The sequence below is a fragment of the Pedococcus sp. P3_C7 genome (genome assembly GCF_056402615.1).
The window spans coordinates 22594-36395 of record NZ_JBFUHC010000012.1; the positions used below are offsets into that span (position 1 = coordinate 22594).

At 72.1% G+C, this 13802-nt stretch carries 11 protein-coding genes; 1 reads left to right on the plus strand and 10 read right to left on the minus strand.

Annotation, left to right across the window (positions count from 1 at the left end; all coding sequences use genetic code 11):
* Positions 1 to 60: 60 nt before the first annotated feature.
* From AC1DS4_RS16895 to AC1DS4_RS16940, 10 genes are read right to left on the minus strand one after another with little or no spacing between them, the layout of a single operon-like run.
* Positions 61 to 915 (minus strand): FHA domain-containing protein, encoded by an 855-nt coding sequence (locus tag AC1DS4_RS16895; RefSeq protein ID WP_477646080.1) that lies wholly within the window; start codon positions 913 to 915, stop codon positions 61 to 63.
* The gene (locus tag AC1DS4_RS16900; RefSeq protein WP_477633499.1) at positions 912 to 2189 is read right to left on the minus strand and encodes a vWA domain-containing protein; all 1278 of its coding nucleotides are present in this window, start codon (positions 2187 to 2189) and stop codon (positions 912 to 914) included. The genes AC1DS4_RS16895 and AC1DS4_RS16900 overlap by 4 nt, the downstream gene beginning before the upstream one ends.
* Positions 2170 to 3369: a PP2C family protein-serine/threonine phosphatase gene (locus AC1DS4_RS16905; RefSeq protein ID WP_477633498.1), complete on the minus strand. Its 1200-nt coding sequence runs from the start codon at positions 3367 to 3369 to the stop codon at positions 2170 to 2172. The genes AC1DS4_RS16900 and AC1DS4_RS16905 overlap by 20 nt, the downstream gene beginning before the upstream one ends.
* Positions 3366 to 5597: a serine/threonine-protein kinase gene (locus tag AC1DS4_RS16910; protein WP_477633497.1), complete on the minus strand. Its 2232-nt coding sequence runs from the start codon at positions 5595 to 5597 to the stop codon at positions 3366 to 3368. The genes AC1DS4_RS16905 and AC1DS4_RS16910 overlap by 4 nt, the downstream gene beginning before the upstream one ends.
* Positions 5594 to 6811, minus strand: a complete 1218-nt coding sequence (locus tag AC1DS4_RS16915; RefSeq protein ID WP_477633496.1) for a hypothetical protein — start codon at positions 6809 to 6811, stop codon at positions 5594 to 5596. Before AC1DS4_RS16915 ends, AC1DS4_RS16910 begins: the two co-directional genes overlap by 4 nt.
* Positions 6808 to 7824, minus strand: coding sequence for a glutamate ABC transporter substrate-binding protein (locus tag AC1DS4_RS16920; protein ID WP_477633495.1), 1017 nt, complete (start codon positions 7822 to 7824; stop codon positions 6808 to 6810). Before AC1DS4_RS16920 ends, AC1DS4_RS16915 begins: the two co-directional genes overlap by 4 nt.
* Positions 7821 to 9257, minus strand: a complete 1437-nt coding sequence (locus tag AC1DS4_RS16925) for a hypothetical protein (RefSeq protein ID WP_477633494.1) — start codon at positions 9255 to 9257, stop codon at positions 7821 to 7823. The genes AC1DS4_RS16920 and AC1DS4_RS16925 overlap by 4 nt, the downstream gene beginning before the upstream one ends.
* Positions 9254 to 10714 carry an AAA family ATPase gene (locus tag AC1DS4_RS16930; protein WP_477633493.1) on the minus strand — a complete coding sequence of 487 codons (1461 nt, stop codon included), beginning with the start codon at positions 10712 to 10714 and terminating at the stop codon, positions 9254 to 9256. Before AC1DS4_RS16930 ends, AC1DS4_RS16925 begins: the two co-directional genes overlap by 4 nt.
* Positions 10711 to 11385 carry a hypothetical protein gene (locus AC1DS4_RS16935; protein ID WP_477633492.1) on the minus strand — a complete coding sequence of 225 codons (675 nt, stop codon included), beginning with the start codon at positions 11383 to 11385 and terminating at the stop codon, positions 10711 to 10713. Before AC1DS4_RS16935 ends, AC1DS4_RS16930 begins: the two co-directional genes overlap by 4 nt.
* A 26-nt stretch (positions 11386 to 11411) precedes the next feature.
* Positions 11412 to 12650 (minus strand): toxic anion resistance protein, encoded by a 1239-nt coding sequence (locus AC1DS4_RS16940; RefSeq protein ID WP_477633491.1) that lies wholly within the window; start codon positions 12648 to 12650, stop codon positions 11412 to 11414.
* A gap of 220 nt (positions 12651 to 12870) precedes the next feature.
* On the opposite strand from AC1DS4_RS16940, the gene AC1DS4_RS16945 reads away from it, so the two are divergent.
* Complete coding sequence (locus AC1DS4_RS16945; protein WP_477633490.1) at positions 12871 to 13779, plus strand: SGNH/GDSL hydrolase family protein; 909 nt, start codon at positions 12871 to 12873, stop codon at positions 13777 to 13779.
* Positions 13780 to 13802 lie beyond the last annotated feature (23 nt).

The following is a 13802-nucleotide window of genomic DNA, read 5'->3' on the forward strand; positions in this document are numbered from 1 at the left end:
GCAGGTTTGCGTGGGCCGACGTCGGTGCACCTGCCGACGACCTCGGCACCGTCCGGTAGGTCAGAGTGCCTGTTCCTCCGCCGTCGCGCGGCGCACCACCAGCCGGGTCCACGCCCCGACATAGACCCGGTCGCCCTCGGCGAGCTCGCGACGCTGGCCCGGTGTCACCGGGTTGTCGGGCAGCGGGCCGCTCGCGGAGCCGACGTAGGTGCCGTTGGAGGATTGCAGGTCCTCGACCCACCACCGCGAACCGTCGGTCGTGAGCTGGGCCTGCCGGCGGCTCACCCCGGGGTCGGAGGCGAGGTCGATGTCGGGGTGGATCCCTCGGCTGACCGACGGCCGGCCGATGAGCAGGCTCTGCCGCCGCAACGGCAGGGTCTCCGGAAGTCCGGGCGACGGACACGGGTCGTCGCTCTCCTGGGAGGCGTACCAGTCAGGGTCGACCCACACCTCGACCACCCAACCGACGGAGACCTCGGGCGCAACGGGCGCCTGCGCGTCGGGTGCCTGCGCGTCAGGTGCCTGCGCGTCGGGCGGCGGGCCGGCGGACCCCACCCCGGCACCCAGGTCGAGAGCCGAGGTCGGCGCGACCTCCGCCGGCCGTGGCATCGTGCCGGTCGTGAAGTCGTAGCCGCACGCCTCGCAGAACAGCGCGGCCGAGTCGTTGTCGGTCCCGCAGTTGGGGCACTCCTGCGTCCCCGCCGCCCCGCTCGATGCGGCACCTTCAGGAGCGGCGTCAGGCGCCGCGCCAGGAGCCGCGCCAGGCGCCGCAGCACCGCTCGCTCCCCCGGCCGCTGACGCGCCGGCTGACGCGCCGGCCGACGCGGCACCTTCCTGCGCGATCGGCGCTCCGCACACGTCGCAGTAGTCCGTCGCGACGGACTCGTGCCCGTTCGGACACGTGACGGCGCTCATTTCCTCACCCGCGTCGTCTTGGTCGAGGCCGTGTCGAGCGCCATCTCGTCGAGCTTGCTCACCGCTCGACGCAGCCGGACCGTGCCGGTGTCCGCGTCGTCGATCTCGACGATCTTGCGCAGGCGGCTGGTCGCCTCGTCGTTGCCGGTCTGCGCCGCGAGCTGGACCGCCCGCCCGAGCTTGGCGGTCGCCGTGGTCGTGTCACCCGCTGCCTTCGCGGCGAGGCCGTCCTGGATGGCCTCGGCGAGCTCGGCCTGCCCGGTGTAGTGCGCGACGGCGGGGTCGATCCGCGCCGTCAGGGTGTCGTCGTTGGACCACAGCGCCTTGACCAGGCCCTGGGCCACCACGGTGTCACCCACGGCCAGCTGCACCCTCGAGGCGAGCTGTTCCTGTCCCACCGACTTCGCGGGCAGCCGCACCGCCACGTGGTAGTCCCGTGCCTCGTCGCCCCAGGAGCCGGTGGGATAGCCACCGGTCAGCGGGTTGACCTCCTGCCGACGTGGCGTGAGGTCCTCGACGGTCGGCGCGACCTGTCTGACGAACAGCACCTCGGCCCCCTGCGGCGCCCACACCCGCAGCGACGCCTCCGCGACACCGCGGCCCATCGCCTGACGCATGATCTGCTCGAAGTCCGCCGCCATGTCCTCGGGGCGGGCGATCAGGTCGACGCTGCCCAGCAGTGCTGTCGCGATGCGGCGGACCTCGGCCACCTGCCAGTCCTCGCCGACGCCGCGGCAGTCGCACTGGAAGAGGCCCCTGGCCTGCTCGATGGCGGCGCTGAGCTCCTGCGGTGACTCGTGCTGGTTGATGCCGTCGGTCAGGAGGATCGCGTGCCGCTGCGCGAGCGTGGGCACCGACGCGAACACCTTGGTGGCCAGCCTGAGCCAGGTGCCCATGGCGGTCCCGCCATCGGCGAAGAACGAGCCGACCGCTGCCTTGGCCTGGGCCCGGACCTGTGAGTCCATCCGCACCATGGCGGGCTCCGGGGTGACGGGGAACGCCAGGCGTGGCAGGTGGCTGCCCGCGATGACGGCGAACCAGACACCGTCGAGCACCTGGTCGAGCGCCGCGGCGGCAGCCTGCTGGGCGGCGACGATGTTCTCGCCCTTCATCGAGCCGGAGGTGTCGACGATGACGATCTCGCCGGCCTCGCCCGAGTCCGTCTGCCCCGCCTCGCCCGCGCCGGAACACGTCACCGTGACGATGGCGTGGACGTCCGTCCCGCCGTCGGGCAGGAACTCGTTCTGGAACACCTCAGCTGAGAACGTTGCCATCTGGCGTGCCTTCCTGTTGGTATGCCGCCTGCGCCGGCTCGGGAGTGGTGCCAGCTTCCGCCGTGCCCGGCGCCGTCGAAGTCGGCGTCGTCGACACGGGCGTCGGTGGACCGACCCGGGCGAGGGCCACCGTGATGTTGTCCTGGCCGCCCTGGGCATTCGCCCAGTCGACCAGGCCGTCGGCAAGGTCGAGCGGGGCGTAGCCGGTGGTCGAAGCAGTGTCGCGCAACAGGACTGACATCGCCTCCCCTTCGGAGCAGTAGTTCCAGAGGCCATCGGAGCACACCATCACCCACCCGGGCTCGGTCAGGTCGAGTGAGGTCGTTCGCGGGGTGTGGTCCGGCGCGTCGATGCCCAGCCACCGGGTGATGGCATGCGCCTGTGGCCCGTTCTCCGCATCCGCGCGCGCCACCCCGGCGGCAATCTGCTCCGCAGCGAACGAGTCGTCGACGCTGAGCAGCTGCCCGGCACCCGCGTCGGGCAACCAGTAGGCCCGGCTGTCCCCGACCCAGCCCACGACGAGCTGGGACTCCTGGATGACCGCGGCGACGAACGTGCACGACGCCGGGTTCCCAGGGCCTGCGGTGGTGTTGCGGATGACCGCGTCGTTGGCGGCGTCGACGGCGACCTCCATGGCCCTCGCCGTCGCGTTGCGCCGGGTCGCCGCGGTGCCGAGCGCCTGCGGGCGGGAGACGGTGAGCAGGTCGCGCGCCGCCCGCGCGGCGGCGAGGCTGGCCACGTCGGAGTCGGTGGAGGACGACACCCCGTCGCAGACGACGAGCACGGCGTGGCTGCCCGGCTCGGCCCCGGCGTGCAGCGCCATGGCGTCCTCGTTGCGGGAGTGGCGGATACCGCGGTCGCAGACCGCGGCAACCCACGGGGCAGGTGTCTCGACGAAGTGGTCGCGCTCGCTGACGGCCTCGGCACCGCACTGGGTGCAGTAGCCGTCAGGGGCGACCACGCCGCCACATTCGTGGCACGCCCTGGCGACCGCCACGGGTGCCGCCTGCGGCGGTGGTGCCACCGCAGGAGTCAGCTCGGCGCCGCAGGCTTCGCAGAACCGGTCGCTCTCGCCGATCGGAGCCGAGCAGGCTGGACACGAAAGCGCCACGTCCACCAACGGCATACCACCCTCTTCTCGGGTGGCCTCGGCGTCCACGCCACTCCCGGTCCCTGTCATCGCAGCGTCCACCGGCGCACCGAGTTGGCCTGGTCGACGAGCCGGACGCGCTCCTGCTGGCTGGGAGCGTGCGTCGCGAGGTCGCGGTACGCGGACTCGAGCCCGTCGCGCAGCGCGGGCTCCGAGGCAGGATGACCCGCGAGGGAGACCGTCGGGTCAGCGCCCTGCGTGGTCACCACCGACAGGGCCGCCTCGAGCACATCGACGCGGAAGCGGGAGCGGTCGACCGGGTCGATCGTCAGGTTGTCGATGCTCTCGAGCGCCGCGGCGAGGGCCGGCAGCCCACCACCGGACTCGGCGAGGAGCCCGGCCCGTCGGCGGCGGGCCTGCGTGAAGGCACGGCTCGTCGCCGGCACGAGGTCGAGGGCACGGACCGCGCCGTCGACGTCACCACGGCCGGCGCGGATCCGGGCCAGGCCGAACGCCGCCGGCGCGATGTAGTTGGCGTCGGTGCGGACACACGTGACGTAGAGGGACTCGGCCACATCGGCCTCGCCGCCGGTCTCGCAGGCGAACGCGAGAGCCAGCTTGGGGGCGAGCTCGCCCGGCACCTGGCCGTAGACGGCGTTGAAGGCACTCTGGGCATCTGCCGTCCTGCCGCGGGCGAGCGCGACGAGGCCGTCCATCCAGACCGCGCGCCACTCCCAGGGGTCGTCGGTCAGCAGGGCCTGTACGGCTTGGTCCACCCGGTCGTAGTCGCCCGCGTGCAGGGCTGCCTGCGCGGTGGCCAGCAGGACCTCGGGGCTCGTCGCCGGCGCGCCCTCCAGGGCCACCAGCCGCTGGGCGGGATCGTCGATGCTCACCGTCCGCAGCCAGGACGCCTGGGGATCGCCCTCGTCCCGGCGCAAGGTGGGCAGGTGCTGCCAGGCCAGGGAGTCGTCCGAGACCGTGGGCACGTCGAAGAGCAGGGACGAGGTCGAGTGCTCCGCAGCTCCCTCGCGCTCGAGGGCAACGACCTCTCGCAGCACCCCGAGGAGCTGGACGCGCAACTCGTCGGCGCTGACGAACCGGTCGGCAGGATCGGGCGCACAAGCCTTGAGCAGCAGCCGGTAGAGCGAGTCGTGCTTCTGGAACAGGGGTGTCTCGTCGATCGGCGGGAGCGAGGCGACGTAGGTGCTCTGGTACCCGCGGAACTCGGTGGTGAGGACCATGAGCGCGCGGCCGATGGTGTAGATGTCCGAGGCCACGGAGGGCCCGACCTGTGGCACCTCCGGCGCCTGGTAGCCGGTCGTGCCGTAGATCGCCGAGTCGACGTCGTCGAGCCGCCGCACCCCACCGAGGTCGATGAGCTTGACGGCATCGCCGACCTGGATCACGTTGTCGGGCTTGAAGTCGCAGTAGACGAGGTTGAGGTCGTGGAGGTACTGGAAGGCCGGGAGCACCTCGATGACGAAGGCGATCGCCTGGTCCACCGGCAGGGGGCTGTAGGTGCCGCCCGCCTTCTTCATCCGGTCCTTGAGCAGCTGCTTGAGCGAGGTGCCGCCGACGTACTCCATGACGATGTAGCCCGCGCCCTCGTGCGACACGAAGTTGTAGATCTCGACGATGAGCGGGTGCTCGACCTGGGCCAGGAACTGGCGTTCGGCGATGGCCGCGGCCAGCGCGTCGGGGTCGCCCGAGTTCAGCAGGCCCTTGAGCACGACCCAGCGGTCGGACACGTTGCGGTCGCGCGCGGCATAGATCCAGCCCAGTCCGCCGTGGGCGATCGCGCCGGCGACGACGTACTGTCCACCGACGACGTCGCCCTCGTGCAGCTTGGGGGTGAAGGAGAACGGGTTGCGGCACGTGGGGCAGAAACCCTCGGTGCGGCCGGGGCGGCCGTCCCGGGACCGGCCGACGGGAGACCCGCACGACGGGCACGTCCGCCGCTCCTCCGGAACCATCGGGTCCGCCAGCACCGCCTTGGCCGCGTCGACCGTCGGCACGGGTGGGATCGAGGTCAGCCCTGCCCCGAGCCGGGCCCCGCGCAGTCGCTGTGAGGACGTGCCCAGCCGGCGGGTGACCTTGCTACCACTGGCGTTTCGGGCCGACCCCAGGGCCGTGGAGGCGAGTCGGTTGGAGGCCCGCGACACCATGGACGGGGTCTGGTCGATGCCGGCCGGCGCCGTCGGCACCGACATGTCCGGGGACGCGGCAGCAGTGGCGCCCGGTGAGCCGCACACGTCGCAGTACCCGTCGAGAATCGTTCCGGTGCAGCCCGGCTGGGTGCACGCGACGGTCGTGGTCATGATGCTGCTCCTGAACCGGGCCGGCCGGTCTGGCGTGGCGTGCTCTGGGCGCTGCCCAGCGCGGCCCCGAGATAGGCCTGGTATGCCGCGACGAGGGCTCTCGCGCGCGCCAGGTCGGCCGGGGTCTGGTCCAGCACCTCGAGGGCGCGGGTCTCGAGCTCCTCCAGGTCTCGCGCTCGCCACGCGTCGACCCTTGCATCCGACGGTGAGGCGGTGAGGGCCGCAGCCTTCGCGGCATACGCCCCGAGGCGCCCGCGCAGCTCGTCGCGCTCGGACAACGCCGCGGCATACGCGTCCTGCGCGACGGTCATGGCGCGACGGACCTTGTCTAAGCGCACCAGGTAGGCGTCGACGGCCGCGGGGTCGCTCGGCACGGGCCCCAGGGTGGACACGTCGGGCACGGCGAACCGAGGGGGCGACACCACCTCGGCGACGCACCGGGCCGCGACGTCACGCAGTGCGGCGCCCTGGGCCTCGAGCTCGCCACGCAAGGCGTGGGCGCGGGCCGCGTCACGGGAGTCGGCCGCGCGCCGCGAGGCCGCGACGATGAGGTCACGCTCGGCGCGAGCGGCGTCGTGCTCCAGGGGACCCAGCAGGCCCCCGACGTCCGCACCGCGCTGGAAGCGGGCGCCGAGGTCGTCGACGCGCGCCGAGAGCCGCGCCAGCGTCGACGCGGTGGATGACGTGGTGGGTGACGTGGACGACTCCGTTGCGTCGGTGGAGGAGGGCGCGCCGTCGACGAGGTCCCTGATGCGCTCGACCGCGGCGCGCAGCTCACGGAGCCGGGTGGTGACGTCGGCCTGCGACGTGTCGAGGCCCAGCCGGGCGCGCAACGAGGTGGCCAGCGCATCCGAGAGGCGGCACGCCTCGGGCAGCGAGACCGCGAGGGTGGCGTCGACCCTGCCCCAGACGAGAGTGGAGAGTCGCTCCAGCTCCGTCGGGCCCGCGCGCCCCGAGTCCCAGGTGGCCGTGAGCAGGTCGTAGCGGTCGGAGACCGACTTCCAGAGGGCCATCGAGAGCAGCAGGTCGCCCGTGAAGGCTGACTGGTCCGGAGCCTCGAGCGCAGCCTCGTCGAGCAGGTCGAGCTCGGCTTTGCGCTGGTCCCGCCAGGCGCCCAGCGCCTCGAGGTAGCGCAGGGCCTCCAGGGCAACCAGGGGCGTGCCGAGCCGTCCCGGTGCGACGGGAGCCGAGGCGCTGGCCATGGTGGCAGTCACCGGGTCCGTCCGTACACAGCGACCGGGATCGGCGCCGGGCCCAGCGCCGGGGCCAGCCAGGAGTTGTAGCTCTTGGTCCACCGGCCGTCCGCCCGCATCTGCGCCAGCACACCGTTGACGAACGCCACGAAGTCGACGTTCGCCGCGTTGAACCCCAGACCGTACGGCTCGGCAGTGAACGGGGGGGAATCGACCACGCGAGCGTAGGGGTCCTGGGCCACGAGACCGGCCAGCACCGTGGCGTCACCGATGATGGCGTCGACCTTGCCCTCCTGGAACAGCACCAGGCAGCCGGTGTGGGTGTCCGAGCCGACCGGTACGACGCCGGTGAAGGTCCGAAGCTTTTCCATGCTCGTCGTGGCATTGGGTGCGCAGACCTTCCTGCCGACGAGGTCCGCCATCCCGGTGATGGGACCACCGTTCTTGGACTTGTCCCCACGGCGGACCAGGACGTTCTGTCCGGACCGGTAGTACTCGCTCGAGAACGCGATGCCCTTCCAGCGGGTGCAGTTGATCGTCATGTTCCTGGCCACGATGTCGACGGTGCCGGCCTTCAGCGATGGCTCACGCTGCGCCGAGGTGATGACCCGCGGCTCGATCTTGTTGGGGTTGTTGAAGATCGCCTGCGAGACCGCGTGCAGCATGTCGATGTCGAAGCCCTCGATCTCGCCCGAGACGGGGTTCCGCGAGCCGAGCAGCAGTGTGTCGGCCGAGACCCCGGCGATCAGGCGGCCGCGAGCCTGGATCCGGGCCATCGTGCTGCCCGCCGGCATGTCTCCCGGGCTGGGCATCGTCGCCGGCGGAGCATAGGACGGCAGGCAGTTGGCCGCGACGACGTCAGGGTTGGCGGGCGTGGGCGTGGGGGCAGGCGTTGTCGGGGTCGTGGTCGTCGCGCTGACCTGGTTCTTGGGTATGGGCGTCGCCTCGTAGGCGCCGGCGTTGGAGCACGACGCCACCGCCAGGCACGCAGCCACGGCCACGGTCGCGAGGGTCGTTGCGCGCCGGCGGCTCATCGGTACTCCTCCAGCCGTAGCGAGAAGCCCCGCCAGGCCAGGGCCGCGGCCAGCAGGCCGGCCAGGACACCCAGCGCGCCGCCGACGGGGAGCAACCCACCCGCCCCGTCCAGGCGCGAGGCGACCTCGGCGTTGAGACTGGACAGCTGTCGCGCCGACGCGGTGTCGAACTGGGCGAAGGAGCCGTTGCCGGTCTGGGCCCCCGTCCCCGTGGCGAGCTTCACGGCGCCGTTCCAGTCCCCCTTGTTGTCGAGCGTGCGGATCTGCTGGTGCACTCCCGCATACGTGGGCCAGGGCAGGGGCGTGCCGCGCCCAGCGGACACGGGGTTGCCGGCGAGGTGCTTCAGCTCGGTCCGCACCGCGGCATCAGAGGCCTGCCAGGCCTTCTCGAAGGCGGTGCCGGAACCACGGGCGATGAGGGTGAGGCTCTCGTTCGACTTGGCGTCGAAGGCGGCGATCCTGGCCTTCGCCGTCGACAGCGTCGCGGCATAGACCCCCGTCCGTACCGTGTCGACGGAGCGCGCCACTGCGGTGAGGGCGACGACGCCGGCCACGAGAGCCACCAGCACCACGACAGCGCCGGCCGCGAGCGGGACGTTGACGTAGCGCCTGGTCCGGCGGGCCAGCCACACCAGCTCGAGCGCCAGCACCACCAGGGCGAGCAGCCCGACGATGACCAGCCAGAGGGCGGCACGGCCGGCGTTGTCGAACTCGGTGGCGACCCGCTCGTCGTTGGCGTCGACGAGGTTCTTCAGGATCGGCCGCGCGTCGGCCCGCAGGTTCGCGCTGGCGTCCTTGAGGTACTGGGCGCCCACGGGCAGCGCCTGGCGGTTGTTGGCCCGGGCGCGCTCGACCTCGCTGGTGTAGGCGACCAGCGACTGGTTGAGCGCGCCGAGAGCCCGACCGTCGGCCGGCTGGTGCTGCGCTGCCTCGGCGATGAGCTCGGTGGCGGACGCGACCGCCCTGAGGTAGTCGGCACGCTGGGCGGGCGGTTCCAGTCCTCCGACGAGGAAGGCGTTGGTGGCGTCGGCGTCGGCCTGGACCAGGTTGGTCTGGATGGCCTGGATCCGCACGAGCTGGTCGGTGTTGGCTCCGGCCCTGTCGAGGGCGCCACTGGCAGACCGGAAGGCCTGGCCGCCGGCGAGCCCGAAGGCGAGGGCGACCGCCACGCCTACGGCGGCCAGCCAGCGCAGGCGACCGGGGGTTTCCTGCAGGCTCGCGCGGACCCTGGCGAGCAGGGTCGAGACCTGGCCGGCCACGCCGGTCCGGGCGCCGGAACCGCCGTCGGCGCCGGGCGCGGAACCCGTTGCCGAACCCGTTCCCGAACCAGGAGCAGAACCCCGTGCGGGGCTGGAGGTGGCGCGGTCACCTGGCACCGGAGGGGCGCTCACGGGAGCAGGCGTTGCCGCGGTCGCGGTCGCGGGGGTGGTCACGGCATACCTCCAAGGGGGCGGTCACGGGGTCCCGGATCCGCAGCGGTCAGCACTGGCTCTGACGCCGATGCACCGCCGGCGGATCCGTCCTCGAGCGGTTCCTCGTCGAAGTCGCGCGCCACGAGCTGGCGGAGCTGGTCCAGGGACGGGGCGTCGACCTCGCGCAGCCGCCAGGCGTGCGCGCCGATGGCCGCCTCGAGGGCGTTGCGGGCGAACCTGCCGTTGCCGAAGCTGCTCCCCCGGGGCGTGCGGCCGAGCACCTCGCGGAACCGCTCGGTGGCCTCGGGCTGCAGCTCGTAGTCGGCGTCCCCCGCGAGCTTGACCAGGATCGCCTCCAGCTCATCGTCGCCGTAGTCCTCGAACTCGATCGTCGTGCGGAACCGGCTGGCGAGCCCGGGGTTGGCGCCGATGAACGCCTCCATCGGCGCCGGGTAGCCGGCGACGATGACGACGAGGTCGTCGCGCCGGTCCTCCATCTCCTTGACGAGGGTGTCGACCGCCTCCTGGCCGTACTGGTCACCCTGCGGCCCGGCGCCCGTGAGGCTGTAGGCCTCGTCGATGAACAGCACCCCACCCGCCGCGGACGCGACGACCTCGGCGGTCTTGGTCGCGGTCTGGCCGAGATAGCCGGCCACCAGCTCGGAGCGGTCGACCTCGACGAGCTGGCCGCGGGACAGCAGGCCCAGGGCCTGGTAGATGCCGCCCACCAGCCGCGCCACCGTCGTCTTGCCGGTGCCGGGGTTGCCGGTGAACACCAGGTGGCGGGTGATGGAAGGGCTCTTCAGACCCGCGTCGGTGCGCAGGCGTTCGATGCGCAGCACGGCCACCTGGCGGTGGACCTCGCGCTTGACGCGCTGCAGCCCCACCAGGGCGTCGAGCTCGGCCAAGAGCTCGTCGAGGCTCCGCGCCGGCGCGGGTGCGGGCGTCGCCGTGGCCGTGGTCGCCGGGCCCGACGCCTGCAGTCCGGTATGCCGCGTGGGCGTCGCCGTGGGGTTCTCCGGGGTCGTCGTCGCCGGGGTCGTCGTCGCCGGGGCCGTTGGTGAGGACGCCGGGGCGGACGAAACGCGGGGGACGGCTGAGAGCTGGGCGGCGGCCGCCACGGAGGCATTGCCGATGACGCGCATGGTCGGCTCGCCGAGCTGGCAGGCCGCGGAGGCGACCTCGGCCAGCGCCTCGGCGTAGGCCCGGGCTGACGGGGACCCTTGTGCGACAAGGGCGCTCAGCGACGCCGTGGGGGACTCGCGCCAGCGACGCCCTCGGCTCGCCGCATCGAAGAAGTCCTGCGTGGAGGCGTCGCCGACGGCCCGCGCCCAGTCCGAGGCCGCCCCCGGGGCCGACTCGGCGACGGCCGCCGCGAGGCAGAGCGCCTCGGACCGCGCACCGATCGGGTCCAGCCCTGCGCTCGAGGCCAGCGCCGCCACGACGTCGACTGCCTCGCCCAGGCTCGACGGGCTCATGAGGCGTCCCGTCCAGCCGGGGGCTGGAGCCGTTCGAGGCTGCCGGTGTCCTCGTCCGGGGACGTGGCAGCCGCCACCTCGGGCAGGCCCAGCGTGGTCGGTAGGCCCGGCGTGGCCGGGATGGTTGGCGTGCCCGGCATCGCCGGCACCGGCGTGGCGTCCATGTTGAGCGACCCGCCCGACGAGGCGGTGCCGAACTTCTCGGCCAGGAACCGCCCGTGAGCCACGAGCGCGGCGGCATCGTCGCGGCATACCGCGTCGTAGACCTTGTCCATCGTCGAGGCGAGGAGGTCGAGCTGGTCGATGAGCACCATGAGCGAGGACTTGCCGCGGTCGACCGGCCGGCTGTCCGCGAACTGCCTCGGGAGGCGCAGATAGCCGCCGACCGCCTCGGGGAGGTAGTCGGTCGCGGTGGCCATCACGGAGTACGCCTGGGGACTCCCGGCGCCGAGGCTCTGGAGCCGCGGAATGGTGTCGCGCACGACCCGGTCGACCCGCCTGACCCGTGAGGCGACGGGCGCGGGCACGGCGCCGCCCGCCACCATCGCCTCGACGCGGTCGAGGGCGGCGAAGAGGTCGTCGCTGGTCGGCACCGGGGGTACGCGGAAGCCCTTGTCGCCGACCGGCTGTTGCGGCCGGCGCAGGAGGCGATCCCAGAACCCACCCGACATGTGCTCACTATCCCCCACGCCACCTCTCAGCGTCGTGCACCCACCGAATTGCCCAGGTCCAACGAGCCGTGCGCAACCTGTTGGTCCTGGCGCTCGACCCGGTCGAGGTACGACCGCGACTTCCCGACCTCGGTCTCGAGCGTGCCGATCGTGGCGGCCATGGTGTCCAGGGCCTGCACCTTGAAGGTGTCGATGGCATCCATCGTGACGTAGATGTTCTGGAACGCCGCCTGCAGCTGGGGCAGGCCGATGGTGGCCGAGGCGGCCTGCTCCTGGATGCGCACGGAGTTGTCGCGCAGCATCTCGCTGGTGCGCTCGATCATGCCGGAGGTCGTGGTGTTGAGGGCCGAGATCTGCTCGAGCACGAGCTTCTGGTTGCTCAGGGCCTGCGCCACGATGACCGCGGTCCGCAGAGCTGACACGGTCGTCGTCGACGCCCGGTCGACGCCCTTGATCAGCTCGATGTTGTTCTTGATGACGACGTCGATGGCCAGGTAGTTCTGGATCGAGACGGCCAGCTGGGTGAGCAGGTCCTGGTGCTTCTGGCGGACGTAGAACAGCACGTCGTCGCGAAGCGCGGTCGCCTTGTCGGGGTCCGTCGCCTCGAGGTCGGCGATGCGAGCGGCGAGGTGGGCGTCGAGCCGCTCGGCGACGTAGACGTACTGGTTGAGCCGGGCCATGGAGTCCCACAGCAGCTGCTTCTCCAGGTTCAGGGCGGCGTTGTCCTTGCCCAGCTCGTCCTGGCCGTCGCGCAGGGAGTGGAGGATGCCGTCCAGATGGCTCTGCGCCGACTGGTACTTGCGGAAGTAGTCGGCGACCTTGTCGCCGAAGGGGACCATGCCGAGCAGCTTGCGGGCGCCCGTCGCCTCCTTCGGGTCGAGGTCCTCGATCGTCCGGCGCAGCTCGAGCAGGGTCGCGCCGACCGTGGAGCCCTCGGCGAGACCGCCCTCCTGGAGTGCCTTCACCGGGGCCTTGAGCAGGCGGTTCGAGGTCTCGGCAGCCTGGCGGATGTCGCCGTCGCCCATCGTTCGCACATCGGCCGACTTGGCGGCGAACCCCGGCGACCTGGGGGCCTCGGACAGCAGTGCCTCGAGGTAGGCGTCGACCTTGGCGTCCAGGGCCGGCAGGGCGGCGGCGTCGACAGCCGGCGCCATCCTGGGGGCAGCTGTGGCCTGGACCGGAGCCGGCGCAGTGGGCGCGGTCAGCGTCAGGGTGGCCCCCTGCGCGGTCGGGGGCTGGAGCGGTCCTGGCTGTGTGTCGGTCATGACGGTTCGTCTCCTCCGCAGTGCCGATGGCCCGGCTCGCTGTCCTTGTTGACGAACGGCCAATGTACGCGGTTCCCGCGCCGCTGGTCGGGGAATGGGTGCCCATGCCTCCATGGTGCTCACGCCCATTCGCGGCGTCTGTGCCGGACGTGACACAAGGACGGCCCCGTCCACCCAGCTGCCAGTGACAGGAAGCTTCCTCAGGGGAACACTCGTGGTCATGGACCGACGGTGGCGCGTCGTGGCGGGGGCTGTCGCGCTGCTCGCCGCCGTGGTGGCCTGCGGGGGCGATGCGAAATCGCCGTCGACCGCCACCTCACCCATCGGCCATTCCACCGCTTCCTCCGCGCCTCCTGCCACTGCCACCGCCACTGGACGCCCCGACCACCCCATTGGAGTCATGGCGATCGGGCACTCCGGGCTGACCGGCTTCCAGTCGGACCCCAAGAGCCCCGCGACGGACACTGCGGCGAACTCCTGGGCCACCGGATCCAACCCGGCAGTTCGCAGCGTCTATCAGCGCCTGCTCGAAGCCAGACCCGAGACGAGCGGCAACGTGGTCAGCTCAGCCCGGAATGCGGTCACGGCCGAGACGCTCGTCGACCAGGCGACTGCGGGCCTCGCGCGGCTGCCCTACCCGTCCCTCGTGGTCGTGCAGATCGTGGGCAATGACCTGCGTTGCGACGGTACCGATCCAGAGCACTACCCCGAATTTCGCGCGTCCGTAAGGCAGGCCGTGCAGATGATCGTCGAGGCCTCGCCCGAGACCAGCGTCCTGCTGATCGGCGACCCCGGCAGGCCGGCAGGCTATGCGGCAGCCATCATGACCCTGCCGAACACGCCCCCGGCCGTCATCGGAACGAGGCCCTGCAAGCTCTTCTCGGCGAACCGCACCGTCAACCACGCTGAGGTCGCGCGCGTGACGGGCCTGCTCGCGGCATACGAGGCCCAGCTGGCCCAGGCGTGCCGGGGCATCCGCCAGTGCCACACCGACGGCGGCGCGGCCGCGCGGATGGCGATGCAGGTCGAGGACTACGGCGAGGACCTTCGTCATCCCTCGATCGCAGGCCATGCGAACCTCGCGGCCGCCGAATGGCCGGTGGTCGCCTCGGTCCTCCACCTGGGATGACTCTGCGATGACTCCTTACTGGA